At 68.3% G+C, this 26460-nt stretch carries 28 protein-coding genes; 15 read left to right on the forward strand and 13 right to left on the reverse strand.

Annotated elements, in window-relative coordinates:
• The first annotated feature begins 70 nt into the window (after window positions 1-70).
• The 7 genes from hisC to tpiA all read left to right on the forward strand — a co-directional run bounded on the left by hisC (window position 71) and on the right by tpiA (window position 5818).
• A complete protein-coding gene (gene hisC / locus C457_RS06610) occupies window positions 71-1156 on the forward strand; it encodes a histidinol-phosphate transaminase (RefSeq protein ID WP_008093044.1) in 1086 nt (361 codons plus the stop codon).
• Window positions 1153-1662, forward strand: a complete 510-nt coding sequence (locus C457_RS06615; protein ID WP_008093045.1) for an adenylate kinase family protein — start codon at window positions 1153-1155, stop codon at window positions 1660-1662. Before hisC ends, C457_RS06615 begins: the two co-directional genes overlap by 4 nt.
• Window positions 1659-2261 carry a CDP-alcohol phosphatidyltransferase family protein gene (locus C457_RS06620; RefSeq protein WP_004977249.1) on the forward strand — a complete coding sequence of 201 codons (603 nt, stop codon included), beginning with the start codon at window positions 1659-1661 and terminating at the stop codon, window positions 2259-2261. The genes C457_RS06615 and C457_RS06620 overlap by 4 nt, the downstream gene beginning before the upstream one ends.
• 195 nt (window positions 2262-2456) lie before the next feature.
• Entirely contained in the window at window positions 2457-3902 is a 1446-nt protein-coding gene (locus C457_RS06625) for a PAS domain-containing sensor histidine kinase (RefSeq protein ID WP_008093046.1), read from the forward strand.
• A gap of 54 nt (window positions 3903-3956) precedes the next feature.
• The gene (locus C457_RS06630) at window positions 3957-4394 is read left to right on the forward strand and encodes a hypothetical protein (protein ID WP_008093047.1); all 438 of its coding nucleotides are present in this window, start codon (window positions 3957-3959) and stop codon (window positions 4392-4394) included.
• 101 nt (window positions 4395-4495) lie between these two features.
• Window positions 4496-5017, forward strand: coding sequence for a multiprotein bridging factor aMBF1 (locus C457_RS19445; RefSeq protein WP_081909201.1), 522 nt, complete (start codon window positions 4496-4498; stop codon window positions 5015-5017).
• A gap of 156 nt (window positions 5018-5173) precedes the next feature.
• On the forward strand, window positions 5174-5818 hold the full coding sequence (gene tpiA / locus C457_RS06645; RefSeq protein ID WP_008093049.1) for a triose-phosphate isomerase: 645 nt from the start codon (window positions 5174-5176) through the stop codon (window positions 5816-5818).
• Window positions 5819-5863: 45 nt separating this feature from the next.
• Here the strand turns inward: tpiA and C457_RS06650 are convergent, their stop codons facing one another.
• The 6 genes from C457_RS06650 to aroC all read right to left on the reverse strand — a co-directional run bounded on the left by C457_RS06650 (window position 5864) and on the right by aroC (window position 13815).
• Entirely contained in the window at window positions 5864-7630 is a 1767-nt protein-coding gene (locus C457_RS06650) for a helicase HerA domain-containing protein (RefSeq protein WP_008093050.1), read from the reverse strand.
• Between the two features lie 63 nt (window positions 7631-7693).
• Window positions 7694-9010 carry a DNA polymerase IV gene (gene dinB, locus C457_RS06655; protein ID WP_008093051.1) on the reverse strand — a complete coding sequence of 439 codons (1317 nt, stop codon included), beginning with the start codon at window positions 9008-9010 and terminating at the stop codon, window positions 7694-7696.
• A 107-nt stretch (window positions 9011-9117) separates the two neighbouring features.
• Window positions 9118-9501 carry an Lrp/AsnC family transcriptional regulator gene (locus tag C457_RS06660; RefSeq protein WP_008093053.1) on the reverse strand — a complete coding sequence of 128 codons (384 nt, stop codon included), beginning with the start codon at window positions 9499-9501 and terminating at the stop codon, window positions 9118-9120.
• Between the two features lie 118 nt (window positions 9502-9619).
• Window positions 9620-10558 (reverse strand): thiamine pyrophosphate-dependent enzyme, encoded by a 939-nt coding sequence (locus tag C457_RS06665; RefSeq protein WP_008093056.1) that lies wholly within the window; start codon window positions 10556-10558, stop codon window positions 9620-9622.
• Window positions 10559-10561: 3 nt separating this feature from the next.
• Window positions 10562-12457, reverse strand: a complete 1896-nt coding sequence (locus C457_RS06670) for a 2-oxoacid:acceptor oxidoreductase subunit alpha (RefSeq protein WP_049913417.1) — start codon at window positions 12455-12457, stop codon at window positions 10562-10564.
• Between the two features lie 200 nt (window positions 12458-12657).
• Window positions 12658-13815 carry a chorismate synthase gene (gene aroC, locus C457_RS06675; RefSeq protein ID WP_008093059.1) on the reverse strand — a complete coding sequence of 386 codons (1158 nt, stop codon included), beginning with the start codon at window positions 13813-13815 and terminating at the stop codon, window positions 12658-12660.
• A gap of 106 nt (window positions 13816-13921) precedes the next feature.
• On the opposite strand from aroC, the gene C457_RS06680 reads away from it, so the two are divergent.
• Window positions 13922-14443 carry a DUF6653 family protein gene (locus C457_RS06680; RefSeq protein WP_008093061.1) on the forward strand — a complete coding sequence of 174 codons (522 nt, stop codon included), beginning with the start codon at window positions 13922-13924 and terminating at the stop codon, window positions 14441-14443.
• Here C457_RS06680 and C457_RS06685 read toward each other — a convergent pair.
• Window positions 14432-15673, reverse strand: a complete 1242-nt coding sequence (locus tag C457_RS06685) for an alkaline phosphatase family protein (protein ID WP_008093063.1) — start codon at window positions 15671-15673, stop codon at window positions 14432-14434. The genes C457_RS06680 and C457_RS06685 overlap by 12 nt on opposite strands.
• 91 nt (window positions 15674-15764) lie before the next feature.
• Entirely contained in the window at window positions 15765-17057 is a 1293-nt protein-coding gene (aroA, locus tag C457_RS06690; RefSeq protein WP_008093066.1) for a 3-phosphoshikimate 1-carboxyvinyltransferase, read from the reverse strand.
• 300 nt (window positions 17058-17357) lie between these two features.
• On the opposite strand from aroA, the gene C457_RS06695 reads away from it, so the two are divergent.
• Window positions 17358-18533 carry a M24 family metallopeptidase gene (locus tag C457_RS06695; RefSeq protein ID WP_008093067.1) on the forward strand — a complete coding sequence of 392 codons (1176 nt, stop codon included), beginning with the start codon at window positions 17358-17360 and terminating at the stop codon, window positions 18531-18533.
• A gap of 73 nt (window positions 18534-18606) precedes the next feature.
• Here C457_RS06695 and C457_RS06700 read toward each other — a convergent pair whose 3' ends face one another.
• Window positions 18607-19128, reverse strand: coding sequence for a hypothetical protein (locus C457_RS06700; RefSeq protein ID WP_008093070.1), 522 nt, complete (start codon window positions 19126-19128; stop codon window positions 18607-18609).
• A gap of 168 nt (window positions 19129-19296) precedes the next feature.
• Window positions 19297-20142, reverse strand: a complete 846-nt coding sequence (locus C457_RS06705) for an SDR family oxidoreductase (protein WP_049913418.1) — start codon at window positions 20140-20142, stop codon at window positions 19297-19299.
• 145 nt (window positions 20143-20287) lie between these two features.
• Between C457_RS06705 and C457_RS06710 the strand changes: the two genes are divergently transcribed.
• The 5 genes from C457_RS06710 (at window position 20288) to C457_RS06725 (ending at window position 23999) form a co-directional block, all read left to right on the forward strand.
• Window positions 20288-21100, forward strand: a complete 813-nt coding sequence (locus C457_RS06710; RefSeq protein ID WP_008093074.1) for a prephenate dehydrogenase/arogenate dehydrogenase family protein — start codon at window positions 20288-20290, stop codon at window positions 21098-21100.
• Between the two features lie 88 nt (window positions 21101-21188).
• Window positions 21189-22592 carry a small ribosomal subunit Rsm22 family protein gene (locus C457_RS06715; protein ID WP_008093075.1) on the forward strand — a complete coding sequence of 468 codons (1404 nt, stop codon included), beginning with the start codon at window positions 21189-21191 and terminating at the stop codon, window positions 22590-22592.
• An 84-nt stretch (window positions 22593-22676) separates the two neighbouring features.
• On the forward strand, window positions 22677-23468 hold the full coding sequence (surE, locus tag C457_RS06720) for a 5'/3'-nucleotidase SurE (RefSeq protein ID WP_008093078.1): 792 nt from the start codon (window positions 22677-22679) through the stop codon (window positions 23466-23468).
• 70 nt (window positions 23469-23538) lie between these two features.
• Window positions 23539-23664, forward strand: coding sequence for a hypothetical protein (locus tag C457_RS21025; protein ID WP_255409901.1), 126 nt, complete (start codon window positions 23539-23541; stop codon window positions 23662-23664).
• 110 nt (window positions 23665-23774) lie between these two features.
• Window positions 23775-23999 carry a hypothetical protein gene (locus tag C457_RS06725; RefSeq protein WP_008093081.1) on the forward strand — a complete coding sequence of 75 codons (225 nt, stop codon included), beginning with the start codon at window positions 23775-23777 and terminating at the stop codon, window positions 23997-23999.
• A 4-nt stretch (window positions 24000-24003) separates the two neighbouring features.
• Here C457_RS06725 and C457_RS20865 read toward each other — a convergent pair whose 3' ends face one another.
• Window positions 24004-24252 (reverse strand): hypothetical protein, encoded by a 249-nt coding sequence (locus C457_RS20865; RefSeq protein WP_008093083.1) that lies wholly within the window; start codon window positions 24250-24252, stop codon window positions 24004-24006.
• An 84-nt stretch (window positions 24253-24336) separates the two neighbouring features.
• Here C457_RS20865 and C457_RS06735 point away from each other — a divergent pair, with 84 nt between their 5' ends.
• Entirely contained in the window at window positions 24337-25143 is an 807-nt protein-coding gene (locus C457_RS06735) for an aminoglycoside N(3)-acetyltransferase (protein ID WP_008093085.1), read from the forward strand.
• A gap of 66 nt (window positions 25144-25209) precedes the next feature.
• Here C457_RS06735 and C457_RS06740 read toward each other — a convergent pair whose 3' ends face one another.
• Both C457_RS06740 and C457_RS06745 read right to left on the reverse strand, forming a co-directional pair.
• The gene (locus C457_RS06740; protein WP_008093087.1) at window positions 25210-25635 is read right to left on the reverse strand and encodes an OsmC family protein; all 426 of its coding nucleotides are present in this window, start codon (window positions 25633-25635) and stop codon (window positions 25210-25212) included.
• 96 nt (window positions 25636-25731) lie between these two features.
• Entirely contained in the window at window positions 25732-26373 is a 642-nt protein-coding gene (locus C457_RS06745) for a LysE family translocator (protein ID WP_338036216.1), read from the reverse strand.
• Between the last annotated feature and the right edge of the window lie 87 nt (window positions 26374-26460).

The following is a 26460-nucleotide window of genomic DNA, read 5'->3' on the forward strand; positions in this document are numbered from 1 at the left end:
GTCGCTCCCGTCTCACCACTCCCGTCCCGGAGTACGCACGCTTAAGAACCGCGACCCGCATTTTCCGACCATGCAACCACGGGACCTCTCCGCGCACGCTCCCTACGTACCCGGCCGCGGGACAGAGGAGGTCGCCCGCGAACTCGGGATGGACCCCGAGGACCTGACGAAACTCTCCTCGAACGAGAACCCCCACGGCCCGAGTCCGAAGGCGGTCGCCGCCATCGAGGACGCCGCGCCGACCGTGAGCGTCTACCCGAAGACCGCCCACACGGACCTGACCGAGCGCCTCGCCGACAAGTGGGGCCTCGAAGCCGAACAGGTGTGGGTGTCGCCCGGCGCGGACGGCTCTATCGACTACCTGACCCGCGCGATGCTCGAACCGGACGACCGGATTCTCGAACCGTCGCCCGGCTTTTCGTACTACTCGATGAGCGCCCGGTACCACCACGGCGACGCCGTCCAGTACGAGGTGTCGAAGGGCGACGACTTCGAGCAGACCGCCGACCTCGTCCTCGACGCCTACGACGGCGAGCGCATGGTCTACCTCACGACGCCGCACAACCCGACTGGCTCCGTGCTCCCCCGGGACGAACTCGTCGAACTCGCCGAGTCCGTCGAGGACCACACGCTCCTCGTCGTCGACGAGGCCTACGGCGAGTTCGCCGACGTGCCCTCGGCCATCGACCTGCTCTCGGAGTACGACAACGTCGCGGTCCTGCGGACGTTCTCGAAGGCGTACGGGCTTGCCGGCCTCCGCATCGGCTACGCCTGCGTGCCCGAGGCGTGGGCCGACGCCTACGCCCGCGTGAACACGCCGTTCGCCGCCAGCGAGGTCGCCTGCCGCGCCGCGCTCGCCGCGCTCGACGACGAGGAACACGTCGAGAAATCCGTCGAGTCTGCACGGTGGTCCCGCGAGTACCTCCGCGAGCACCTCGACGCGCCGACGTGGGAAAGCGAGGGCAACTTCGTCCTCGTCGAGGTCGGCGACGCGACCGCCGTCACCGAGGCGGCCCAGCGCGAGGGCGTCATCGTCCGCGACTGCGGGAGTTTCGGTCTCCCGGAGTGCATCCGCGTCTCCTGCGGCACCGAGGCCCAGACGAAGCGCGCCGTGGACGTGCTCAACCGAATCGTCTCGGAGGTGCCGACGGCGTGAGAGTCGTCGTCACCGGCACGCCCGGCACCGGCAAGACCACCGCCACCGAGCGCGTCGCCGACGACCTCGACCTCGACGTGGTCCACCTCAACCGACTCGTGAAAGACGAGGGCCTCTGGACCGAGCGCGACGAGGAACGCGACACGCTCGTCGTCGACCTCGACGCCGCCCGCGACGAACTCGGCGACTGGGACGGACTCGTCGAGAGCCACCTCGCACACCACTTCGAGGCCGACCGCGTGGTCGTGCTTCGGTGTCGCCCCGACATCCTCGAACAGCGCCTCCTCGACCGCGGCGAGGCCGAGACGAAGGCGCGCGAGAACCGCGAGTCCGAGGCGCTGGACGTGATTCTCGGCGAGGCCGTCGAGTTCCACGGCGAGGACTCCGTGTACGAAATCGACACGACCGAGCGCGACCCCGACGCCGTCGCAGACGACATCGCGGCGGTCGTCGCGGGCGAGCGCGAACCCTCGGCGGGGACCGTCGACTTCATCGACTACCTATGACGCTGGACCAGTACCGCGACACCGCCGACAAGTTGCTCGCCCCGTTCGTCTCGGTCGCCGACGCCGCCGGCCTCTCGCCGAACGGCGTGAGCGTCGTCGCCTTCGGGTTCGCCGTCGCCGCCGGCGTCGCCTTCGGCCTCGCCGACCCGCTTTGGTACGGCCTCGGCGCGGTGTTCGTCTTCTGTAACGGCTGGCTCGACCTCGTCGACGGCGCGCTCGCCCGCGAGCAGGGCGTCTCCTCGAAGGCCGGCGACCTGCTGGACCACGTGCTCGACCGCTACGCCGACATCGTCGTCCTCGTCGGCCTCGCCGCCGGTATCGACTCGTTCGCGCTGGGCCTCGCCGCCGTCACGGGCGTCCTCATGACCTCCTATCTCGGCACGCAGATTCAGGCGGTCGGCCTCGGACGCGCCTACGGCGGCCTCGTCGGACGCGCCGACCGACTGGCGCTCATGGGCCTCGTCGGCCTCGCGTCCGCCGTCTACACCGGCACGCTCGGCGGGTTCACGCTCGTCGGCTGGCTGCTCGTGTTCTTCGCCGTCGTCGGCCATCTCACCGCCGTCCAGCGCTTCTGGGGCGCGTGGAGCGACCTGAGGTAACCCGACCGACTGCCCGAGGATGTTGCCCGCTACCTCGGATTTATATGTTTCAGATTATCACCAGAGAACGAATCGAATGAGACACAACCGCGCAACACACACTCACATACTCGCGCAATTTCGCCACCGGGCCCCACGATATCTGTTTTCTCGCACCGAGAGTGAGCGCCCGCGGTGCTCGGCCCTCGCCGAGTGATGTTCGTCCTCGACGCGTCGGGCGTCGTCGTCCACGCGGGAGAGAAATTCGCGGCACACCTCGGGACGGACACCGCGGCGCTCCGCGGGCGACCGTTTTCGGACCTCCTCGCCGACGGGGACTGGCCGGAGGTTCGCGAGGCCGCTGCCGCCGTGCGAGCGGCGAGCGGGTGGGAGAGCCGTCGGTGCCACTGTCGGCTCTCGGGAGTCGGCGGCGGGGCAGCCGGAGCCGTCGCGGTCGCAATCGAGTTCGCCCCGTCCCCCGGTGTCGAAGTCGGCAGTGGCGGAGCCGGTGACGGAAGCGGAGCCGGTGACGGAAGCGGAGACGCCGACCGCGACGGCGACTCGGACGCCACCGGCGCGGGCCGGGTCGTCGGCGCGGTCTGTCGCGAACTGCCGGAGCCGGCGGCCGCGCGACTGCACACAGAGCGCGACCGGTTCGACCACCTGTTCGACCTCGTCGACGACGCGGTCATCGAGTTCGAAATCGTCGGCGTCGAACCGATTATCCGGACGGTCAATCCGGGGTTCGAGGCCGTCTTCGGCTACGGTGCGGCCGAGGTGCGCGGCGAGTCGCTCAACGACTTCATCGTCCCGCCGAACGCCGACGACGAGGCGGTCGACTTCGACCAACGGACCGCCGACGGGAAGGCCAACCACGCCATCGTCACCCGCCAGACCGCGTGGGGGAGACGGGAGTTCCTCTATCGCGGCATCCCCTACAGCCGCGGCGACGGAAGGCGGTACGGCTTTTCCATCTATTCGGACATCACCGGTCAGCGCCGTGCCAGAGAGCACTTACAGGTGCTCCAGCGCGTCCTCCGGCACAACCTCCGAAACGAGATGAACGTCGTCCTCGGCATGGCCGAGGAGATACGCGAGGCGACGGCGGACTCGCGCGTCGACCACGCGGCCGCGCGAATCGCCGAGCACACCAAAACGCTCCTGCGGGTCAGCGAGAAGGCACGAACCGCCGCCGCCGTCCTCGACGACCAACGACCCGACGAGGTGGTCGACGCGACCGCGACGGTCCGCGCCGTCGTCGAGTCGCGGCGAACCCGATACCCCGCGGCGACGTTCGACCTCGACCTTCCCCCGTCGCTCCCGGTCTCCGTCGGGCCGAAACTCGCGCAGGCGCTCGCCAACGTCGTGGAGAACGCGCTGGAACACACCCCCGAGGACGTGACGGTCCGCATCGAGGCGGCGGCGTGCGAGAACGACGCGACCCTCCGCATCAGCGACGACGGCGACGGTATCCCCGAAATCGAGTGGGCCGCCGTCTTCGGCGACGAGGACATCACGCAACTCAGCCACGGCTCGGGGCTGGGGCTGTGGGTCGTCAAATGGGTTGTCGAGTCCGCGGGCGGCCGAGTCGACTACGACCGACGCGACGGGTGGAGCACCGTCCAACTGGCGCTTCCGCTGGCGGACGAGGCGCGGTGCTGACTGTCCCAGAACCTCGCCAAAACTACTATGTGGTGACACGAACGACGACGATTCGTGCCCTCCATCGTTCCGTCGCCCGCGGAGGCGACGCTGTTTTTCGTCCCGGTCGTCGTCCTCGTCGCCACGTCGCTTTGGGTCTCGCAGAACGCCGCCGCCCGCGGCCACGGGTTCCCGAACCTCCTCGGGGCGCTCGTCGCCTTCGTTCCGGTCGGACTGGTCGCGTACCTGTTGTTTTTCGTCAGCGGGTCGTCGAGGCGGCGACCGCCGTCGAGGACCGAACGCGCCGCGCTCGCCGTGATGCTCGCCGGTGTCGCCTCGTACGTCGCCGGCGCGTTCACGCTCCCGCCCGACCCGTTCACGCAGGGTCGCTGGCTCATCGTCGCGTTCGTCGCGCTCCTGCCGGTCTCGTACGTCGTCGTCTATCGGCGAGGCCACCGCGTCGTCACGCGACCCGTCCGTCGCCAGATTCGAGCGCGCATCGGGCGCGAGTGACGCGGACGGTCGCGTTTCGGTCGCGTCAGTTGCGCCTCGGGCGCGTCGGGTTAGTGACCGGTGGCGTGCCTTTTATACGCGGCGGGCGGGTACGTGAGTGTATGCCTCAGTGCGAGATGTGCGGCTCCGACCAAGCCTCTCTGAAGACTGTGAAGGTCGAAGGCGCAGAACTGCAGCTGTGTGACGACTGCGCCGAGTTCGGCACGGAGGTCCGCACCGAGTCGACTTCCAGCGCGAGCACGAAGTACTCCACGTCCTCCTCGTCGGGCTCGAACTCCTCTCGCTCCTCGGGGTCGTCTTCCTCCTCGTCGTCGAAGCGCCGCCGCCGCGACATGTTCGACGACATGGACGAAATCGCGACCGACTACGACGACCGCATCCGGCAGGCGCGGGAGTCCCGCGGAATGAGCCAAGAGGAACTCGCCCAGTCGCTCAACGAGAAGGCGAGCCTCATCCGCAAGCTCGAACGCGGCGACATCATGCCGCCGGACTCCGTCCGGAAGAAAATCGAGCGCAAGCTCGACATCTCGCTGGTCGAAGGCGAGAGCGACGACGACTCCGAGTGGTCCGGCGGCGGCTCCACGACGACCACCCTCGGCGACGTGGTCAAGCGCAAAGACTGACGCGAGCCGGCGACCGACGCCGACGACCCATCGCGGAAACGACGCGGTCGGTTTCTCCGCACCGTTTATCACGATTTTCCGCCCGCGAGACGCCGTCTCGTGGCAATCGCGGCCCCGAAAACCAATTTATTAGTCTCGCCGGACGCGACTTCGACTGTGTTCATCCTAGTCAACCTCAAAGCGTACCCGTGTGACCCGATCGAAGTCGCCACCGCCGCGCGCGACGTGGCCGAGGAGTCCGGCGTCCGCATCGCCGTCTCCCCACAGGCGGCCGACATCTCCCGCGTCGCCGACACCGGCGTCGAGACGTGGGCCCAGCACGTCGACCCGAACGGCCACGGCAGCCACACCGGCAGCACCCTCGCCGAGGCCGTCGCCGAGGCCGGCGCGGTCGGCACGCTCATCAACCACTCCGAAAAGCGCCTGAAGCTCGCCGACATCGACGGCTCCGTACAGGCCGCCGAGCGAGCGGACCTCGAAACCTGCGTCTGCGCCAACAACCCCGCCCAAATCGGCGCGGTCGCCGCGCTGGGCCCCGACTCGGTCGCCGTCGAGCCGCCGGAACTCATCGGCGGCGACGTCTCCGTCGCGACCGCCGACCCCGGCATCGTCACCGACGCCGTCGACGCCGCGGCCAACGTGGATGACGACGTTGCTGTCTACTGCGGCGCGGGCATCTCGACCGGCGACGACGTGGTGACCGCTGAGGAACTCGGCGCGTCCGGCATCCTCCTCGCCTCCGGCGTCGCCAAGGCCGACGACCCGCGCGCGGCGCTCGAAGACCTCGTCTCCGGCCTGTAAGCGCGCCAAAATTCTCCTTCCGACCGACGGCCCGCGTCTCGACGTCTACTCGCCGTCGCCTTCTTCTTCGACGAACGACGCCTCGATAGCCGCGACCGTCTCCCGGAGTTCGTCGTCGCCCAAGAGGTCCGCGTACTCGTCGCTCACGAGGTCCGGCAGCGCGTACTCGTACTTCCCGCGGCCGGCGTGGCGGATGAAGCCCGCCCGACGGAGCGAGCGGTTCCGGCCGTAGGCGAGGTGCTGGTCGCCGGTCTCGCCCGCGGCGACGTGGGCCGCCAACGGGTCGGAGATGCCGCGCTCGCGGTAGTGCGCGAGCATTCCGTGGTGGACGTCGCCCAGCGCGTTCACGATGGCCGTCATGCGGTCGACCACGTCGCGGCGGCTCTCGGCACCCGGCGCGGGGTGGAGTTCCGCTGGCTCGAAGTCGCCCATCTCGGCGGCCGCCATCCACGACTCGTCGTCGGCCGGCGCGGCCGCAGGGGCCGCGTCGCCCGTGCCATCGGCGCCGTCAGCCCCCGCCTCGTCGCTCTCGGAGAGCAGTCCGTGCGTCGGCCACGGCGGCCCGGACGGAGCTTCGAGCGGTCGTCGGGGCGGTGTGTCGCCGGTGTTCTCGATCCCGTCGCCACCCTCAGCGGCGGCGTCGGCTGCCGCGTTCGCCACGTCACCATCGGTGGCCTCGTTGTACTCGCCGAGCGCGGCCTGCTTTTCGGTGGGGCGGTTGAGGTTGCGACCGTCGCCGCCGCGGTAGGGCGACTCCGCCTTCTGGAACATCGCCTGCGCGAACTGGTCGGCCATCCGCGAGAGGTCTCGCGCCTCCTCTAGCTCCCGTTCGAGCTGTCGAATCTTCGCGTCCTTCTTGTCTATCTCCTGTCTGAGGTCGGCGATGCGGCTCTCCTGTCTTGCCTTCTCGTCGGAAATCTCCTTGAGGTCGGAGACGAGGTCGCCGTCGACGGACTTCAGGTCCGGGCGCTCGAAGTCGTCGAGGCCCGGCGTCGCGCCCGCGTCGAACGTCTGCTTCTTGTGGAACTGCACGCGCCGAATCGACTCGGACCAGTCGGTGACGAGGAATCCCTCGCCGTTGCCCATGTCCTCGATGGCGTCGGCGTACTCCGACCCGAGGATTCGCCCGACGACCTTGGTGTCGTTGCGCCACGTGAGGCGGTGCCAGACGAGCCAGTCGCACTGGGTGATGAAGTCCTTTTTGACGTCGGCGGGGCGCTGGGAGATGCCGACGACCCCGAGGCCGTGTTTGCGGCCGCGCTTTCCGATTTTGATGAGCATCTTGCCCGCCTCGTCCATCCCGCCCTTCTCGGGGATGTACTCGTGGCACTCCTCGATGAGCATCAAAAACGGCTTCTTGAGCTTCTTCTCCTTCGCAAAGAGGTGTTTCGCGACCTCCGTCACCAGTTCGTCGGAGGCCGCGTCGTCGAGGTAGCCGGACACGTCGAGGATGATAGGAACGTTCTGTTCGAGCGCGAGCGTGGCGAGTCGCTCCGCGTGCTCGGGGCTCACCTGGATGTCGCACTCCTCGTCGGCCCCGGCGTGGAGCAGTTCGAACTCCTGTTTGAGGCCGTAGTACTCGCCGTCCGTGTCGACGATGAGCACCGGGAAGTTGGCCGACAGCAGGTTCTCGATGATGACCGACGCCGTGTTCGACTTGCCCGACCCGGACTTGCCGGTGACGAACCCCCGACCGGTGAGGATGTCGACCACCGGCAGGTCGACCGTCGTCCCCGGCTCTTCGGCTCCCTCTCCCCCTGGACCGTCGCTGATCTCGGCGACCGAGATGGTTTCCGTGTCCGAATCCGTCATCCGGTTTGGTCGACTCCCTCGGAGGCCATAGTTCCTCCCCCTCGCCCCGTCGGTCCCGCGGCGTCAGTCGAACTCGACGAGCGACGACTGGCCCTCGTGCGAGCGGGTTCCACCGCCGGCGTTCGGGGGCTCGTCGTCGCCGGCGTCGTCGCTGGTGTCGTCGCCGACGCGGTCGTCTGAAATGTCGTCGCCGCCGGACCCGGTCGACTCCCACCCGTCGAGGCTCGACTGGTCGGCGTCCGCGAACGAGAGCTTCGAGACGCGGACGCCGAGCTTTCGGACGGTCGTCTCTTCGAACTCGGCGTCGAGTAAGTCGAGCGCGACCGATTCGACGAGTTCTGGGTCGTCCACGGGCCCGGAAAGCGACGTCGCCCGCGTGTTGATGTCGAACGGCGGGACGACCACCTTGATGCCGATGGTCCGGTACATCGCCCCGCGGGAGTTCGCGCGGTCGGCCACGTCGGCCGCGAGGGCGCGAACGACCTCCCGCTTGTCCTCGATGTCGTCGGTCGGCTCGGTGAACGCAGACTCCCGCGAGAGGCTCTTGGGTCGGCCCGTCGGCGTGACCGTCCGGTCGTCGTAGCCGCGGGCTCGCTCGTGGAGTTCGCGGCCGCGGGAGCCGAACTCGGCTTCGAGGACCGAGGCGTCGGCCTCGGCGAGGTCGCCCGCCGTCTCGACGCCGAGCGAGCCGAGCTTTCGGGCCGTCACGGGGCCGACGCCGTGGACCTCCTCGACCGGGATGGGTGCGAGAAAGGACCGAACCTCGCCGGGACGGACGACGACCAGCCCGTCGGGCTTGTCGAAGTCGGAGGCGATTTTCGCGGTCGACATGTTCGGCGCGACGCCGATAGAGGCCGCGACGCCGACCTCGCGGGCGATGCGCTGTTTCACGTAGCGGGCGAAGCCCTCCGCCAGCGTCCGGTCGCCCGAGGCCGCGAGGTCCCACGCAGTCCGGTCGGTCACGTCGAGGTAGGCCTCGTCGATGCTCACCTCGCGGACCACGTCGGCGCAGTCGTGGAGAATCGCCTTCACGTCGGCGGCGACCTCCTTGTAGAACTCGAGGTCGACGGTGCGGTAGTGGCCCGCCGCCGCGGGGTCGTCGTCGGGGCCGAGGCCCTCGGTTCGCGGGAGGCGTTCGAGCGCGGTCGAAATCGGCTGGGCGCTCTCGACGCCGAACTCGCGGGCCTCGTAGCTCGCCGTGGCGACCGCGCCGTGGCCCTCGCCGGGTTCGTAGCCCATGCCGACGACCACCGGCTCACCTTCGAGTTCGGGTTCGCGGAGGCGCTCGCAGGCGGCGTAAAAACAGTCCATGTCGACGTGAAGGACGATGCTGTCGGGGGCGTCGTCGGCGGTCGTGCCCGGCAGCGTCTCCTCCGCCATGGTCGAGGTGACGGGCGCAACGCACCTGAAGCTTCAGATAGCGCGGCGAAAGTAAAGCGAAGGGGAAGGACGCGGCGGGTCGGTCGCGGCGGGCGAGATCGGCCGCGTTACTTCAGTCGCTCCTGTAGGAACGACGGGTGTGCGGCCGTGACGCCGTCGATAGACAGAATCTCGTCGGAGATGACNGTGTATAAGAGACAGGACGTGTACAGCGCCTCCACCGAGTCGAGTTCCTTGAGGATGCGCGTGACCTCGACGTAGCGCTCGCTCGTCGCGTCGATGCCGACCATGGCGATAGACTGCCCGGCGAGTTTCTTCGGGTCGATGTCGGCCGAGTAACCGATGATGACGCCGTCGTCTTCGAGCTTTCGGATGTACTTCCGAACCGTCGGCTTCGACACGTCCGCCCTGTCTGCGATCTGGGCATACGACGCCTTCGCGTCTTCCTCCAAGACCGCGAGGATGCGTCCTTCCGTGGACGTGGTTTCCATGCCCGTTGGTTTTCCGACGGGAGAAAAATATCTTGCGAATCCGAAAAGGGTTCTCGGTCACATCGAACCGGCGCGGCCGCCGGCCGTGAACCGAGCGCCGACTACCTCGTCGTCGGCGTTACTTGTGCTTGTCGAGGAAGTTGTCGAACGTCCGCTCCCACTCGTAGGAGTCGTCGAAGTAGCGCTCCGCGAGCGGCTCTTCGGGCATCTCGCCGATGCGCTGTTTCTCCTGCTGGTAGGACGGGCGGTCTTCGTCGACGTAGTACCGGCCGGTGAGGACGGTGCCCTCGTGGAGGGCGTTCTCCGTCTCGAACATCATCTCCGAGGCCTCCGAGCGGTTCGTGTTGTCGAACTCGTAGTCGTCGGAGTCGTTGATGTCGATGTACGGGACGTACTGACGGGCGTCCTTGTTCCACGTCGGACACTGCGTGAGGAAGTCGACGTGGGAGAAGCCGTCGTGCTGGATGGCTTCCACGATGATGTCCTTCGCCTGGTTCGGGTTGACGGCGGCCGTCCGCGCGACGTACGACGCCCCGGAGTTCAGGGACATCGAGAGCGGGCGGAGCGGCGTCTTGGCCGAGCCGTGGGGTTGGGTCTTCGACTTGTGACCCATCGGCGAGGTGGGCGAGGTCTGGCCCTTCGTGAGGCCGAAGATCTCGTTGTTGAACACGATGTAGGTGATGTCGTGGTTCTCACGAGCGGTGTGCATGAAGTGGTTGCCACCGATGCCGTAGCCGTCGCCGTCGCCGCCGGCGGCGACCACGGTCAGACCGGGGTTCGCCAGCTTCGCGGCGCGGGCGATGGGCAGCGAGCGGCCGTGGATGGTGTGGAACCCGTAGCTGTTGAAGTAGCTGTTGAGCTTGCCGGAACAGCCGATACCGGTCGTCACCATCATCTCGTCGGGCGAGAGGCCGAGTTCGGCCGCCGCGCCCTTGAGCGCCTTGAGGACACCGAAGTCACCGCAGCCCGGACACCACGTCGGCTGGGGTTCGAGTCCGGGGGTGAACTCGTTTTGGTCCTGCTCCGTTTCTTCACCGATTGCGCTGAATGCACTCATGATTTATTCACCCACCTTGGGGACGAACTTCGTGCGGTTGTCTGGGAGCTCCTCACCTTCGAGGAGCGCCGTCTCGAAGCCCTCGACGATGTCGGCGGGCTCGAACGGGTTGCCGTTGTACTTGAGGAGACTCGACATCTGGTCGCCGTAGCCGCCGAGTTCCTTGGAGATGAGTCCGCGGAACTGGGCGGAGGCGGTCATCTCGACGACGAGCGCCTCGTCGACGCTGTCGAGGAAGTCCGCGACCTCCTGTTTCGGGAACGGCATCATCTCGGAGACGCCGAGGACCTTGACCGAGTGGCCCTTCTCGTTGAGAACGTCGGCGGCCTCTTCGACGGTGCCCTGCTGGCTGCCGAAGGTGATGAGGCCGAGGTCGGCGTCTTCGTCGCCGTGGACCGTGTTGAACTCGCCGTCGGCGTCGAGTTCGGCGCGGATGTTGTCGACCTTCTGCATGCGGCGGTTCATCTGCGCGACGCGGTTCTCGGGGGACTCCGAGATGTGACCCGCGGGCATGTGCTCGTTACCCGTGGCGAGGTAGCGACCGCCCTTCTGGCCCGGCAGCGAACGCGGCGAGACGCCGTTTTCGGTGTCGTGCTGGAAGCGCTGGTACTTGCCGGAGTCGTCGTGCGGCGCGTCTTCGAGTTCCGCTTCCGTCAGGACCGAACCGAGGTCGGCGTTGGGCTCCTCGTCGAAGACCGAAGCCGGGACGTTCGAGAGTTCGCCCCCGAGCTTCTGGTCGTAGAGGACGATGGACGGAATCTGGTACTCGTAGGCGATCTGGAACGCCTTACGCGTCTGGTAGTACGCCTCGGCGGCGGTCCCGGGCGCGAAGACGATGCGGTGGGAGTCACCCTGCGAGGTGTACAGGACGTGTTCGAGGTCGGACTGCTCGGGCTTCGTCGGCATGCCCGTCGAGGGACCGGCGCGCATGGCCTCGACGAGGACGAGCGGCGTCTCGGTAATCTCCGCGAGACCGAGCGGCTCGGACATGAGCGAGAAGCCGCCACCGGAAGAGCCAGACATCGCCTTGACGCCCGCGTGGGAGGCACCGATTGCCAGCGCGGCCGCGGCGATTTCGTCCTCCACCTGCTCGGAGATGCCGCCGAGTTCGGGGAGGTTCTGGGTCATGATGGTGAAGACTTCCGTCCACGGGGTCATCGGGTAGCCCGCGATGAAGCGGCAGCCTTCGTCGATGGCACCGTACGCGATGGCGTCGGAGCCGGAGAGAAGCACCTGCTCTTCGTCGTGTTCGCCGGTCGGCGCGGACACGTCGGGAGCCTCGACGTCGTACTCCTCTTGGACCATCTCGTAGGCGTCGTCGAAGACGGTCAGGTTCGGTTCGAGAATCTTGTCGGGCATCGCGTCCGCCATCAGGCTCTTGATGACGTCGGGTTCGATGCCGGCGATGGCGCACGTGACGGCGACACCGGCGGTGTTGCGCATGACCTCGCGACCGTGTTCGCGGGCGATGGTGCGCAGGTCGATGTCGTAGACGTGCCAGTCGTTCTCCTCGACGCGCTCGTCGAAGTCCTCGATCTCGGAGGCGTCGAGCAGACCGGAGTCGTAGACGATGACTCCGCCTTCGTCGAGTTCGTCGAGGTTCTCCGAGAGCGGCTTGATCTCCTCGTTGCCGTAGTAGGCACCCTCGCTCGGGTTGCGGGCGAAGGAGTCACCGAGCGCGAGGAGGAAGTTGTACCCGTCGCCGCGAGACTTGACGGGGTCTGCGCTCACGCGCACTTCGGTGTACGTGTGGCCACCGCGGATGCGCGATGGATAGTGGCGATGCGTGAAAACGTGTAGCCCCGCTCGCATCAGGGCTTTGGCGAAGTTCTGGCTCGTCGAGGCGATACCGTCACCGGAACCCCCTGCGATCCGCCAGATAAGTTCGTGGTCAGTCATATGTTGAGCTCACGGCCCCGCTGGGGCGCTACCTGAAAAGTTGGGGAGGGTCCGATTAAAGACTTTGCTATGGATTAACAAGGAAAGATAATGAAGGACTTAATATTGTTAAACTGACTCACCCTCCCACCGTCGAAAGTGGACGAACGGGCTATCACGCCCGCGGAATAGAGTGAACGATAACTCGGAATCGGGGGTCGCTACTCGTTGTCGGGACTCGACGGGTGGTACGGGGTGTCGTACTCGCCGGCCTGTCCGTCGAGGCGGTCGGGATTGATGCGTCCGCCGAGGAGCATGAAGTCGAGGATGGTCACGTAGAGCATCGCCTCGACGACCGGGACGCCGCGGGGCGGGAGGACGGGGTCGTGCCGGCCGACGACCTGAATCTCCTTTTCCTCGCCGGTCTCCCAGTCCACGGTCCGCTGTTTCTTCGGGATGGACGTGGGCGCGTGGAGCGTCAGTTCGCCGTACACCGGTTCGCCGGTCGTGATGCCGCCCTGGATGCCGCCGTGTTTGTTGCCGACGGGTCGGGGGTCGCCCTCTTCACTAAATTCCCAGTTCTCGTTGCGGTCGTGGCCGGTCCACTCGCGGGCCTCGCGGCCGAGGCCGAACTCGAACGCCGTCGCCGCCGGCACCGACATGAGCGCCTGTCCGAGCCGCGCCGAGAAAGAGTCGAACCGCGGCGCGCCGAGGCCGCGCGGGACGCCCTGCGCCTCGAAGTAAATCGAGCCGCCGATGGAGTCGCCTTCCTTCTGGTACTCCTCGATGAGTTCCTGCATCTCCGCCGCCGTCTCGGGGTGCGCACAGCGCACGTCGTTTTCCTCCGTGTGCTCGCGCAGGTCGTCGAAGGAGACCTCCGGCGCTTCCACGTCGCCGATCTGGTTCACGTGCGCCTTCACCTCGATGTCGTAGTCGCTCTGCTCGATGACCTGCTTCGCCACCGCGCCGGCGGCGACCCAGTTCACCGTCTCGCGCGCGGACGAGCGCCCGCCGCCGCCCCAGTTGCGCGTGCCGAACTTCGCCGAGTACGTGAAGTCGCCGTGCGAGGGCCGCGGCGCGGTCACGTAGGGTTCGTACTTGCCCGAGCGGGCGTCCTTGTTCTGGACGACCATCCCGATAGGCGTGCCCGTCGTGTAGCCGTCCTGCACGCCGGAGTTGACGACGACGGCGTCCGGTTCGCCGCGGCTCGTCGTAATCATCGACTGGCCCGGCTTCCGTCGGTCCAGTTCGTGCTGCACGTCTTCGACCGAGAGCTCCACGCCGGCGGGACAGCCGGACACCGTGACGCCCATCGCGTCGCCGTGGCTCTCGCCGTAGGTGGTCATCCGAAAGAGACGACCGAATTCGTTGCCGTTCATTACCCGCCCCTCGGGTGGCCGCCCATTTAGTGTTTGTAGAAAGGTGCAATCGTGGGCGGTGGTTCGGCGACCCCACGTTCATGGTCGACGACGACGAATCCGCCGTATGGAACCGACGCCCCCCACCGGCCCCGCCGCCTCCGACCTCGACTCCGACTCCGACGCCGCGTCCGGACTCCGCGGCCGCTTCGAAGCGGCGTTCTGGGAGCGCCACGCCAACCCGTGGAGCGCCGGCACGCGAATCCTCGTCTATCCCGTGTTGATGTACGCGGTCTACCGACGGGACCGCCGGCTCTTTCTCGCCGCCGTCGCGTTCACCGCGGTCAACCCGGTGTTGTTCCCGCGGCCCGCGCGCACGGACAACTACCTCAGCCGAATCGTCCTCGCCGAGCGCGAGTGGCTCGACGCCGAGCGCGGGACGATGGGCCTCGACTACCCGAACGTGCTCAACGTCCTCAACGTCCCGGTCACGCTCTACGCCTTCGTCTCGGCGATTCAGCGCAACCCGGTCGGCACGCTCCTCGGTACGCTCGGCGTGATGGTCCTCAAGCTCTGGTGGGTCGACGCCGTCGTGCGAGAGACGGGCGTGACGGGCCACGGCCCCGAGGAAGCGAAGTCACCGGAGTGAGTCCAGTGTCGCCGTGGCAAACGGAATCAGCATCTCGTCGGGGTGGAGTCCGCCGTGCATGCCGACGAAGCCGAGGTTCCCCGGCTCCTCGTCGCCGTACCAGACGCCGAGGTTCCGGTGGACGACCACGAGGTCGCCGAGTCGTCGCTCGAACGTCGGCGAGGGGGCGGGGCCGAACAGTTCCCGCTCCAGCACCTCGCGCTTCCGGAACACCCGCGCGTCCAACTCGGTCGTGAGCAGGTCGTAGACCGGTTCGATTCGGTCGTCTCTCAGATGGAGGTGGACGTTCCGCGGGCTCCCCGAGAACCGAATCGGCGTCCCGTCCGTGAGCGTCCGCAGGTCGGAGACGAGGTCGAACGGCGGCTCCGAGAGGTCGGGGTTGCGCTCGGGGTCGGTGTCGACGAGGCCGTGGTCGGCGGTGAGACAGACGAGCGTCTCGCCCGCGTCGTCTTCGTCGGTCGCTTCCGCGAGCGTCGCTATCGCGTTCTCCACGCGGTCGAAGGTCTCGTCGACCGTCTCGCGGTACGCCTCGGAGTCGACGCCCTCAGTGTGCGCCACGGCGTCGGTCTGCGGGAGGTACGCGAAGACGTAGGACGGGTCCACAGCCGACTCGACCGCCTCCTCGAAGGCGTCCGAGAACGTCGAGAGGTCCTCCGGGTCGTAGGTGTGCGGGACCGTCTCCTCGGACGGGAACGGCGTCACGTGGTGCGTCTCGACGCCCGCGGCGGCGAGGTCGGGATAGACGCTCTCGCAGTCGGCCACGTCGGCGCGGTCGATTCGCTCCGGCTGGGTGCCGTCCTTCCGGAGGAAGGGCAGCGCCTCGAACATCTCGTCGGCGTCGGGGTCGTAGACGTTCCAGCCGACGACGCCGTGCTCCGACGGCAACGCTCCCGAGTGGAACGTGTTCATCGCGGCGGCCGTCTCCGACGGGAAGACGGTGGTGAGCGGGGTGACGCGGCCCGCGCGCTCGAACTCCCGGAGGAAGGGAATCCGATCGCGCTCGCCGTCCCACTGGGCGAGGCCGAAGCCGTCGACGAGGAAGACGATCACCCGTGACACGTCGTCGTAACCCGCGGTGGCTTCGGCGGGGAGCCGCGGTCCGACGTCCGCGCCGAGCAGGTCGGCGACGGTCCCCGGAATCCGCGAGAAACACCAGTCGTCGTAGGCCGGCAGGAGATAGTCGCCGTCCGACTGTCGCTCGCGGAGCGCCTGCGCGTCGGCGTCGAACATACCACGGTCGGCGTCCGGGCGGGCGAAAAAGATTTCGTCGGCCGGGGGCTCGGTGACGCTCTGGCCAGCCGAGGTGGGCGGTGCGCCCCGGTCAGTTCTCGGTCATCTCGGCGCCGAGGTCGGACATCGCCTCGAAGAAGTTCGGGAACGACACGTCGACATGCTCGCTGCCCGCAATCGTCGTCTCGCCGTCCGCGACGAGGCCGGCGACCGCGAGCGACATGACGATGCGGTGGTCGCCGCGGCCGTCGACCGCCGCGCCGACGAGGTCGGTCTCGCCGCCGTGAACCGTGAGCCTGTCTTGTTGTTCGGTGACGTTCGCGCCCATCTTCGCGAGTTCCTCAGCCATCGCGCTCACGCGGTCGGTCTCCTTGTACCGGACGTGCTCGCAGTTCTCGATGACCGTGTCGCCGTCGGCGATAGCCCCGAGGACCGCGATGGTCGGGAGCAGGTCGGGCGTGTCGCCCACGTCCACGGTCGTGCCGGTCAGGTCGGCCGCGGAGACGGTCAGTTCGCCGGCGTCCTCGTCCCAGTCCACCGTCGCGCCCATGTCGCGGACGATGTCGACGATGGCGCTGTCGCCCTGTGCGGACGGGCGCGCGCCCTCGATGACAACGTCTTCGCCCTCAGCGCCCGCGACCGCGCCGGCCGCGAGCAGGTAGGAGATAGACGAGAAGTCGCCGGGGACGCTGTACGCGCCGCCCTCGGGGGCGTACGACTGGCCGCCGGGAACGGAAAAGCCGTCGTCGGTCCGGGTCGCTTCCACGCCGAAGTCGGCGAGGAGTTCGAGCGTGATATCGACGTACGGCGAGGACTTGAGTTCGGTCGTGAGTTCGACGTCGATGCCCTCCTCTGTGACCGCGCCGGCCATGAGGAGCGCGGTGATGAACTGCGAGGACACGTCGCCGGGAATCTCGACCGTGCCGCCGGTCATGCCGTCGCCGACGACGAGCGGGGCCTGCCCGTTTCGGCGCGTGCTCTCGGCGCGGCCGTCGAGGTCGAAGACGGCGTCGAGAAGCGGGCCGTGGGGGCGCGACCGGAGCGAGGCGTCGCCCGTGAGGACCGTCAGACCGTCGCCGAGGGCCGCACAGCCGGTGACGAGGCGCATCGTCGTCCCCGAGTTCTCGCAGTTGACTACGTCGCCGGGCGTGCCCGGGCGACCGCCGAAGCCGGCGACCTCGACCGTCTGGCCGTCGCGGTCGACCGACCCACCGAAGGCCTCGACCGCGCGCATGGTCGCCTTGGTGTCGGCGCTGACGAGCGCGTCGCGGACGACCGCCTCGTCGCTGTAGCCCGCGGCGAGGACGGCTCTGTGGGTGTAACTCTTCGACGGCGGCGCTCGGGTGCGTCCGGCGACCCGAGACGGGGAGACGTGCGCGTCCATACGCGAGGGGTCGGCAGGGTCCGGTATCAGGGTACCGGACGCGGCGACGTTCTCCCGGACGGCGACGGAGGCGCGGTCACTCGGTTTCTTGTTTGCCAACAAACATATATCGCGGGCGAGCGTACTGTGTTCGGGATGAGCGCCGCGGGCCGCGGCGTTCCGCCGCACCCCGCGCGCGACGAGTTCCGGCGGCCGATTCGCGGCGCGTCTCCCGCCCGAAGAGGCGTGTCGCGGAGTCGATACCGGAACCCGCCGACCGCGACGCGAGAGCTTTACTACCGGCCGGGCGAACCCCGGAGTATGGAACCCGATTTCTCACCGCTGGCCGAGTTCCTCGGCGACGAGTTCGACGGCTATCTCATCTCGGCCGACGGGAGCGACTCCAACCAGCTGTACCTCTCTGGGTTCGACGCGCCGGACCCGTACGTGACGCTCTACACGCCGGAGGGAATCCACCTCCTCGTCTCGACGCTGGAGTTCGGCCGCGCGAAGAAAGAGAGCCGCGCCGACACCGTCTCGCGGCTCTCCGACTACGACTACCGCGACAAGCACGCCGAACACGGGGCAGTCGTCGGGAAGGCGAAGACGGTCGCGGCGTTCCTCGCCGACTACGGGGTCGGGTCGCTCGCGGTCCCCGCGGACTTCCCGCTCGGCACCGCCGACGCCCTGCGCGAGGAGGGCGTCACAGTCGAGGCCGAGGCCGACGACGTGCTCACGAACATCCGCGCGGTGAAGTCCGACGAGGAAGTCGAGCACATCCACGCCGCACAGGACGCCAACGAGGCCGCGATGCGGGCCGCCGAGGGCCTCATCCGCGCCGCCGACGTGGCCGAGGACGGCACGCTCACCTACGAAGGCGACCCGTTGACGAGCGAGCGCGTCAGGGAGGAAATCGAGGTGACGCTCCTGCGACACGGCTGCGCCCTCGACGAGACCATCGTCGCCTGCGGGGCCGACGCCGCCGACCCGCACGACCGCGGGAGCGGCCCGCTGCACGCCGATGAGGCCGTCATCATCGACATCTTCCCGCGCGACAAGGAGACGAAGTACAACGGCGACATGACCCGGACGTTCGTGAAAGGCGAGCCGTCGCCCGAGATACGCGAGTGGTTCGACCTCACCGAGGAGGCGTTCGAGGCCGCTCTCGACGCCGTCGAGCCGGGCGCGACCGGTAAGGACGTACACGATGCCGTCTGCGACGTGTACGAGGCGGCCGGCGAGAGCACGCTCCGCGCCGACCCCTCGGCCGAGACCGGATTCATCCACAGCACGGGTCACGGCGTCGGCCTCGACGTGCACGAACTCCCGTCGCTGAGCCCGAGCGGCGAGGAGCTTCGCCCCGGTCACGTCATCACCATCGAGCCGGGGCTGTACGACCCCGAAATCGGCGGCGTCAGAATCGAAGACCTCGTCGTCGTCACCGAAGACGGCTACGAGAACCTGACTGAGTACCCGGTCGAACTCGTCGTCGAGTAGCCGGCGCGAGAACGCGGAATCGGAACGAGCGCCGAATCCGAATCCGAATCCGAATCGACGTCGGCGGAGAAAATCAGCTATCGAGGGCGTTGTCGCCGGTCGAGCCGCAAGCGGCGGGCGCGTCGGTCCAGCCGGAGTTGGCCTCGCGCCACTGTTTTAGCAGGTCTTCCAGCGCATCGCCCGTCTCGGGCGTGAGTACGCCCGCTGCCTGCCGGACGACCGTCCCGTCCTCGATGAAGAGCGCGTAGATGTTGCCCTCGCCGAGCAGTCCGAGACGGCGCTGGAGCGCGGTCTTGTCCACCCGCGCGATGAGCGCGTTGTCGTGGGTGCGGCTCCGAGCGGCACCCGGCGACATTCCGCCGCCGGACATCGGTGGCATCATCCCGCTCCGTCCGCCGAGGACGAGCAGTTCGTAGTACTCGAAGTGTCCGTACGTCTCGCACAACTCCTTTGCGAACCCGCGCCACGACCCGACCAGCGACTGCTGGCGGCGGTCGAAACTGATGAGCACGAGCGTCTGTTCACCCTCTAAGTCGTCCGGCAGGACGACTTTCTGGCCGCTCGTATCTCGTGTCGGGAGGCGAGGGAACTCCATGGGCTAGGCGATTCTCCACCAGTAGATAAGTCTAATTGCCGATTCGACAAACCGTCGCGTCGAGAGGACTGTCTCTCTAGCTGCGACGACGTATGAACTCATCGCGAGTGGTTTCGAGTTCATTCGTTATAAACGTCCGCTCCCGAGACTCAGCGCCGATAATCGGGGTCAGCGTTCGTATTCGGGGTCGAACAGTTGGGCCGACATCGGTCCCGGTTCGCTTCCCTCGACGACGGCGTACGAAGAGAGGTCGTCGACGCCCGCCTCGGACAGCAGTTCCTCGTCGTAGAACGCGTTACCGGTGCAGTCAGTCGGGTCGCGCGAGAACAACTCGGCGACTGCGTCGCACAGTATCTGCGGGGTGCGCCAGTCCTCGGGCGTGCCCATCCCGAAGTGTCGCGTCGCCTCGGACTCGATGGCGGAGACCGGCCACAGCGCGTTCACGCCGATGTCGTCGGCGTCGAGTTCGCCCGCGAGCGACTGCGCGATGAACGTCATGCCGTACTTCGAGAGCGCGTAGGCGACCTTGCCCGGGGCGGGGCGAGCGGGCATCGGCGGCGAGAAGGTGACCACGTGGGCGTGGTCGCTCTCGCGGAGGTGCGGGAGCGCGGCGTGCGTCGTCGCGTACGCCCCGCGGGCGTTCACGTCCATGAGGAGGTCGAACCGCTTCGGCGGCGTGTCCTCGAAGCCCGCGATGTGAATCGCGCCCGCGTTGTTGACGACGAAGTCGATGCCGCCGAAGGCGTCGACCGTCTCGTCGATTGCGGTCTGCACGGAGGCGTCGTCACGCACGTCGAGTTGACACCAGATGGAGTCGCCGCCGCGCTCGCGTATCTCCTCCGTCGTCTCGACGATGGTCCCGGGGAGGTCCTCGCGCCCGTCGACGGTCTTGCCCGTGGAGACGACGTTTGCGCCCCGGTCGGCCAAGTCGAGCGCGATGGCCTTCCCGATGCCGCGACTGGTTCCCGTGATGAAGGCCGTCCGACCCTCGAAATCCACATCATCGAATGCCATAGTTTCCTATCGGTCATCGGCCACTTGATGGTTCGTACACCGGGCGTCGGTTGAACGTGGTTTGCGGGTCGGGTGCAGGTGGGCGTCTCGCCACACCCGCCGCCACCGATTCCCTTTTGGCCGCTGCACCTCCACACCCGTACCGATGGACGTGCTCATCGTCGGCGCGGGCGCAATGGGACGCTGGTTCGGCCGCACCGTCGGCGCCGACCTCGCGTTCGCCGACGCGGACCCCGAGAGCGCGGTCGCCGCAGCGGACGCGCTGGGTGGCCGGGCGGTCCCGCTGGACGGCGACGAGCGGTTCGACGTGGTCTGTCTCGCAGTTCCGATGCGACTCGCGGCCGACGCCGTCGCCGACAACGCCCACCGCGCGGACGCCGCGATGTGCGACGTGACCGGCGCGATGAAACCGCCGGTGGCGGCGATGCGCGACCACCTCCCCGACCGCGAGCGACTCAGCCTCCACCCGCTTTTCGCCCCGCACAACGCCCCCGGCAACGTCGCCGCCGTCGCCGACGAATCGGGGCCGAAGACGGACGCCCTGCTCGCCGACCTCGACGCGGCCGGCAACCGCGTCTTCGAGACGACGCCCGAGGAACACGACGCGGCGATGGAGACGGTGCAGGCGGCCGCCCACGCCGCCGTCCTCGCGTTCGGGCTCGCCGCCGACGACGTGCGCGAGGAGTTCGCCACGCCGATTTCCGCCGCGCTCGACGAACTCGTCGCCTCGGTGTCCGGCGGCACCCCGCGCGTGTACGCGGACATCCAATCTTCGTTCGGCGGCGGGGCCGACCGCGTCGCCGACGCGGCCCGCGCGCTCGCCGCGGCCGACGACGAGGCGTTCGCCGACCTCTACCGGCGCGTCTCCCGCGGCGACACCGGAGTCGGCGCGGGAGCCGACCGCGTCGCCGACGACCGCACCCGCGACCAGACCGACAAGCACGACCCTATCGAGTGACGAGTGAAGGGAGACACCGACGCCGACGCCCCGCCGCGGGCCCGATTCCCGCCGCGCGGGCGGCGGCGACTCGCTCCACAGCCCACCGATGATAGACAGAGACGCCGTCCGCGACAACGCGAAGTACCTCAGAAACGTCCGCCCCATCGACCCCGACGAGATAGCCGAGTACATCGAGGGCGCGCCGCACCCCGCCGTGGTGAAACAGACGCTCCGCGAGGAGGCCCACGACCTCGGCCTCTTCGAGCGCGACGACGGCACGTTCGTCCCCGCGAACGACGACCCCGCGCCGGTTCAGCACTGGTCGCCCGCGGCTTTCCCCGACGACTACTCCTTCGCCCTCGAAGACCTGCTCATCGGGCGCTACGGCGCGAACTGGCACGTCGGCGACTCCGGCGACCGCCTCCGGGAGCGCGTCCGCCAGCTCAAGGAGGACTACTACCGGGGCACCCCCGTCGAGTACGACGAGGACGCCGCGCTCGGCTACGGGATCTACCACCTCCCGGACTACTACGCCGCCGTCGGCTACGTCCTCTCGGACCTCGCTGAACGGAGCCTACTCCCCCGTAACCCTCGCGTGCTCGACGTGGGTGCCGGAACCGGCGGCCCCGCGCTCGGTCTGCACGACTACCTCCCCGACGACGCCGTCGTCGACTACCACGCGGTCGAACCGAGCGCCTCCGCCGACGTGCTCGACCGGATGCTCGGCGAGACGCGCCGGAACTTCCGGACGACCGTCCACCGCGAGACCGCCGAGGCGTTCGACCCCGACGGCGAGTACGATATCGTCCTCTTCGCCAGCGTCCTGAGCGAGCTCGACGACCCCGTCGCGGTCGTCGAGAAGTACCTCGACGCCCTCGCCGACGACGGCGCAATCGTCGCCATCGCGCCGGCGGACAGAAACACGAGCATCGGTCTCCGCGAGGTCGAACGTGAGGTCGTGCCCGCCGACGGCGACGTGACCGTGTACTCGCCGACGCTCCGTCTCTGGGACGGCTACGCGCCCTCGGACCGGGGCTGGTCGTTCGACGTGAAGCCCGACCTCGACGTGCCGGGGTTCCAGCGCCGCCTCGACGAGGGTCGCGACGGCGACGAGGACGAGGGGACCTTCGTCAACGTGGACGTACAGTACTCCTACAGCGTCCTCCGGACTGACGGCGAGCGCCGCCTCGACGTTCGCGGGAACCCCGCGCGGTTCGCCAAGATGGCCGAGATGGAGCGCCACGTCACGAACCGCATCGACCTCCTCGCGGTCAAACTGAGCCACGACCTCTCGGAGGGCAACAACCAGGTGTTCAAAATCGGCGACGGCAGCGAGGCGGTCGACCACTACGCCGTCCGCACGCGCGAGACCGTCCTGAACGCCGATGTGGCCGACGCCGACTACGGCGACGTGCTCGTCTTCGAGAACGTCCTCGCGCTCTGGAACGACGACGAAGAGGCGTACAACCTCGTCGTCGACGACGAGACGCTCGTCGACCGCGTCGCCTGAGCGGGGCGCGTCGGCCGCCGCCGTTCCTCGGGACACGTTGCGTCCGACGGGTGGCTTTTTGCGCGCTCCGTCCCCAGTCGGACCATGAGCGAACCCAGCATCCTCCTCACCAACGACGACGGCATCGAGAGCGTCGGCTTCCGCGCGCTCTACGACGCCCTCTCGGAGTTCGCCGACGTGACGGCGGTCGCGCCCGCGACGGACCAGAGCGCGGTCGGCCGGAAGATGTCCACCGACGCGGTCGTCACCGAGCACGAACTCGGCTACGCGCTGGAGGGGACGCCAGCCGACTGCACGGTCGCCGGCCTGGAGGCGCTGTGTCCCGACGTGGACATGGTCGTTTCCGGCATCAACAAGGGAGCCAACATCGGCGCGTACGTCCTCGGCCGGTCGGGAACCGTCAGCGCCGCCGTCGAGGCCGCGTTCTTCGACGTGCCCGCCATCGCCCTCTCGCTGTACGTCCCCGCCGGCGGCGACCTGCCGTGGCACGAGAAGGCGACCGACCCGCGGGACTTCCGCGAGGCGACCCACGCGGCCTCGTACCTCGTCAAACACGCCGAGCCGGCCGGCGTCTTCGACCAGTGCGACTACCTCAACGTCAACGCGCCCATGCGCGACCCCAGCGGCGACCCCGCGGACATGCAGGTGACGGTTCCCTCGGAGCTGTACGACATGACCGCGGAGTTCGAAAACGGGACCGTGAAGCTCCACGACCGCGTCTGGGAGCGGATGCGAACCGGCGACATCCCGGACCCCGACGGCACCGACCGCCGGGCCGTCGTTGAGGGCCGCGTGTCGGTCTCGCCGCTGACCGCGCCGCACACGACCCACCGCCACGAGGCGCTGGACGCGCTCGCCGAGACGTATCTGGAGTAGGCCGAGCGTCGAGCGTCGTCCGGTGGCAACAAAGCGTATATCCGAGGGTCCTGAAACGCCGACGAGACCGATGACCCCGTTTCTCCAAGCCGCCGAGTCGGGCAGCGTCACCGGCTTTCTCGTCACTATCGCGGTGCTGTTTAGCATCCCGCTCGTCATCCTCCTCCTCGGACGGCTGTTCGAACAGTTCTTCTGAGGTCCGCCCTTCGGAGGGTCTTGTCGACCGCGGCGACTCGCGCGATGCGCCACGCATGCGGCCCGAGCCTCACCGTCGCCTTTTTATATGATTACTGTCATTTGAATGTCATGAACCGTGACGAGCTCAACGACTATCTGAAACAGCGGCCGCTCTTGGGAGGTCTCTGGCTTGTCGGAATGCTCGGCGCGGGCATGGTTCTGTGGCTGAAACTGCTCCGCCCGGCGCAGTCGGTCGCCGACATCGTCTCGAACACCGGCTACCAGTTCGTCTTTCTCGTGATGGGCGGACTCTGTTACGTGGTCTTCGTCGGCTTCTCTCGGGCGGTGAACTGATTTCTCACTCCGCCGCCCAGCGACTGTCCACCAGCAGTTTGTACGCGAGGCCGACGCCCCCGGCGAACATCGCGAGCGCCCCGGCGAGTGAGGCGACGATTCCGAGAGCGAACATCAGCCCGAACCCGTAGCCTGCGAGGGCGAAACTGCCGACGGCTAGCAACACCCAGCCGCCGGCGATGACGGCAAACAGCGCGATGGCGTCGTCTTCGGTCGCGTAGCGGAGGGCGTCGCGGGCGGAGACGCGTGACATGTCGAACGCGTCGCCGGGGGCGAACCTGGTCCTTTCGGTCGGCCGACACCAAAGATTGAATCCCGGGCCGGCCGACGGACGCGTATGTCCGAAGCAGATGCGGTCGAGCGCGTCGACGAGCCGGGAACCGTCGAGTCGCTCGCCGCGGACCTCCGCTCGCTCGGCGTCGCGGCCGGCGACACCCTCCTCGTGCACTCGTCGCTCAGTTCGATCGGCTGGGTCGCCGGCGGCCCGCAAGCGGTCGTGGACGCCCTCCAGACGGTGCTGACCGACGACGGGACGCTGGTCATGCCGACCCACACGGGCCAGTACACCGACCCGTCGGCGTGGGAGAACCCGCCGGTCCCCGACGACTGGGTGGAAACCATCGGCGAGTCGATGCCGCCGTTCCGCCCCGACGTGACGCCCACCCGCGGAATGGGCGCGATACCCGAGTGCTTCCGCAACTACCCCGGCGTCGTCCGCAGCGAGCATCCGACGGTCTCCTTCGCGGCGTGGGGCGCGGCTGCCGAAGCGATAGCCGCTGACCACGAACTCGATTACGGCCTCGGCGACGGGTCACCGCTGGCTCGGGTGTACGACCGCGGCGGCGACGTGCTCCTGCTCGGCGTCGGCCACGGGAACGACACCTCGCTCCACCTCGCCGAACACCGCGCGGACTTCGAAAAGACGCGGACGACGGAGCGCGCGCCGCTGCTCCGAGACGGCGAGCGCGTCGTCGTCGAGTACGAGGACATCGAAGTCGAGACCGACGACTTCGAGGAAGTCGGCGAGGCGTTCGAGACGGCCGTCGGCGCGACAGACGGGTCGGTCGCGGCCGCGCAGGCGACGCTCCTCGACCAGCCCGCGCTGGTCGACTTCGCCGAAGACTGGTTCGAGTCGAACCGCTGAGCCGAGGGCGCGGTCGACTCGGTCGGTTCGCGACGCCGGACGCGATGCCGGATTCGACGCGCCCGCTCAGGCGAGCGTCGCGGTCAGCGTGATTTCCGGCCCGGCGAGCGCCTTCGACACCGGACAGCTCTCCTTCGCGCGCTGGGCGAGTTCGGCGAACGTCTCCTCGTCGATGTCGGGCACGTCGGCGTCGAGCGTCAGGTCGATGCGAGAGATTTCGAAGCCGCCGCCGTCGGCCGGGTCGAGGTGCACGTCGGCCGCGGTGTGGAGGCTCGTCGGCGCGTAGCCCTCACCTTCGAGGAACGCGGTCAACTGCATCGAGAAACAGCCGGAGTGGGCCGCGCCGATGAGTTCCTCGGGGTTCGACCCGGGTTCGTCCTCGAACCGCGTCGGGAACGTGAACGTCCCCTCGACGGTCCCGCTCTCCGTCGAGAACTCGCCGCTACCGTCTTTGCCACCGGTCCACGTCGTCTCAGCTTTGTGCGTGGGCATCTCACGCACGCCTACGGTCGCCAACGATATGGAGATGACGGCGAACGGCGCGTTCGAGGCGGCCGGCGGGCGCGGAGTAGAGGTTGAGGCGGCGCGCTACAGGCCGCTCCAGAGCGCGGCGACCCCGAACCCGACGATGACGACGCCCGCGAGTTGGTTCACCCGCCGGAGGACCGCCGGGGTGACTCGCTCCCGGACGCGGTCGACGGCGGCGCTCAGGACGAACCACCAGAGCGCCGACCCGGCGAAGACGCCCGCGACGAGGACCGCCGCCGCGAGGTAGTCGCCCGAGACGCCGACGCCCAAGCCGGCGAAGATGCCCACGAAGGCGAGTATCGTCACCGGGTTCGTCAGCGTCAGGAGGAACGTCGACCCGAAGTCGGCGACGAGTGTCCGGGCGTCGCTGGCCGGCGTACTTACAGAAGACGAGTCCGCCGTCGGTGCCGACTCGACCGACTCGGGGTCGCCTCGAATCGACTGGAAGCCGATGTACAGGAGGATTCCCCCGCCAGCGAGGGCGATTCCGTTGCGGTGTCCGAGCAGGACCGACGAGAGCGCGGCGAGGCCGAACCCCGCGATGGCCCCGTAGACCGCGTCCGCGGACGCCGCTCCGAGTCCGCTGACGAAGCCCGAGAGACGGCCCTTAGAAAGCGTTCGCTGGATGCACAGGACGCCGATTGGTCCGACCGGCGCGGCTATCGAGACGCCGAGAACGAGTCCGCGGACGAAGATTCCGATTGTCGTGGTTAATAGACATCACCTCGTGGCCGCTTCGATGCGTCGCCGGGTGATACGTCTATCGCCCGTCCTGAATGGCCCGCCGGC

Origin of the sequence: Haloferax prahovense DSM 18310 (assembly GCF_000336815.1) — an archaeon.
Taxonomy (GTDB): Archaea; Halobacteriota; Halobacteria; order Halobacteriales; family Haloferacaceae; genus Haloferax; species Haloferax prahovense.

Excerpts from the sequence above, each read along its gene's own strand:
- hisC (WP_008093044.1), top strand. The coding sequence starts at position 71 with ATGCAACCACGGGACCTCTCCGCGCACGCTCCCTACGTACCCGGCCGC.
- C457_RS06620 (WP_004977249.1), top strand. The coding sequence starts at position 1,659 with ATGACGCTGGACCAGTACCGCGACACCGCCGACAAGTTGCTCGCCCCG.
- C457_RS06625 (WP_008093046.1), top strand. The coding sequence starts at position 2,457 with ATGTTCGTCCTCGACGCGTCGGGCGTCGTCGTCCACGCGGGAGAGAAA.
- C457_RS19445 (WP_081909201.1), top strand. The coding sequence starts at position 4,496 with ATGCCTCAGTGCGAGATGTGCGGCTCCGACCAAGCCTCTCTGAAGACT.
- C457_RS06650 (WP_008093050.1), bottom strand. The coding sequence starts at position 7,630 with ATGACGGATTCGGACACGGAAACCATCTCGGTCGCCGAGATCAGCGAC.
- dinB (WP_008093051.1), bottom strand. The coding sequence starts at position 9,010 with ATGGCGGAGGAGACGCTGCCGGGCACGACCGCCGACGACGCCCCCGAC.
- C457_RS06665 (WP_008093056.1), bottom strand. The coding sequence starts at position 10,558 with ATGAGTGCATTCAGCGCAATCGGTGAAGAAACGGAGCAGGACCAAAAC.
- C457_RS06670 (WP_049913417.1), bottom strand. The coding sequence starts at position 12,457 with ATGACTGACCACGAACTTATCTGGCGGATCGCAGGGGGTTCCGGTGAC.
- aroC (WP_008093059.1), bottom strand. The coding sequence starts at position 13,815 with ATGAACGGCAACGAATTCGGTCGTCTCTTTCGGATGACCACCTACGGC.
- C457_RS06680 (WP_008093061.1), top strand. The coding sequence starts at position 13,922 with ATGGAACCGACGCCCCCCACCGGCCCCGCCGCCTCCGACCTCGACTCC.
- C457_RS06685 (WP_008093063.1), bottom strand. The coding sequence starts at position 15,673 with ATGTTCGACGCCGACGCGCAGGCGCTCCGCGAGCGACAGTCGGACGGC.
- aroA (WP_008093066.1), bottom strand. The coding sequence starts at position 17,057 with ATGGACGCGCACGTCTCCCCGTCTCGGGTCGCCGGACGCACCCGAGCG.
- C457_RS06695 (WP_008093067.1), top strand. The coding sequence starts at position 17,358 with ATGGAACCCGATTTCTCACCGCTGGCCGAGTTCCTCGGCGACGAGTTC.
- C457_RS06700 (WP_008093070.1), bottom strand. The coding sequence starts at position 19,128 with ATGGAGTTCCCTCGCCTCCCGACACGAGATACGAGCGGCCAGAAAGTC.
- C457_RS06705 (WP_049913418.1), bottom strand. The coding sequence starts at position 20,142 with ATGGCATTCGATGATGTGGATTTCGAGGGTCGGACGGCCTTCATCACG.
- C457_RS06710 (WP_008093074.1), top strand. The coding sequence starts at position 20,288 with ATGGACGTGCTCATCGTCGGCGCGGGCGCAATGGGACGCTGGTTCGGC.
- C457_RS06715 (WP_008093075.1), top strand. The coding sequence starts at position 21,189 with ATGATAGACAGAGACGCCGTCCGCGACAACGCGAAGTACCTCAGAAAC.
- surE (WP_008093078.1), top strand. The coding sequence starts at position 22,677 with ATGAGCGAACCCAGCATCCTCCTCACCAACGACGACGGCATCGAGAGC.
- C457_RS21025 (WP_255409901.1), top strand. The coding sequence starts at position 23,539 with ATGACCCCGTTTCTCCAAGCCGCCGAGTCGGGCAGCGTCACCGGCTTT.
- C457_RS06725 (WP_008093081.1), top strand. The coding sequence starts at position 23,775 with ATGAACCGTGACGAGCTCAACGACTATCTGAAACAGCGGCCGCTCTTG.
- C457_RS20865 (WP_008093083.1), bottom strand. The coding sequence starts at position 24,252 with ATGTCACGCGTCTCCGCCCGCGACGCCCTCCGCTACGCGACCGAAGAC.
- C457_RS06735 (WP_008093085.1), top strand. The coding sequence starts at position 24,337 with ATGTCCGAAGCAGATGCGGTCGAGCGCGTCGACGAGCCGGGAACCGTC.
- C457_RS06740 (WP_008093087.1), bottom strand. The coding sequence starts at position 25,635 with ATGCCCACGCACAAAGCTGAGACGACGTGGACCGGTGGCAAAGACGGT.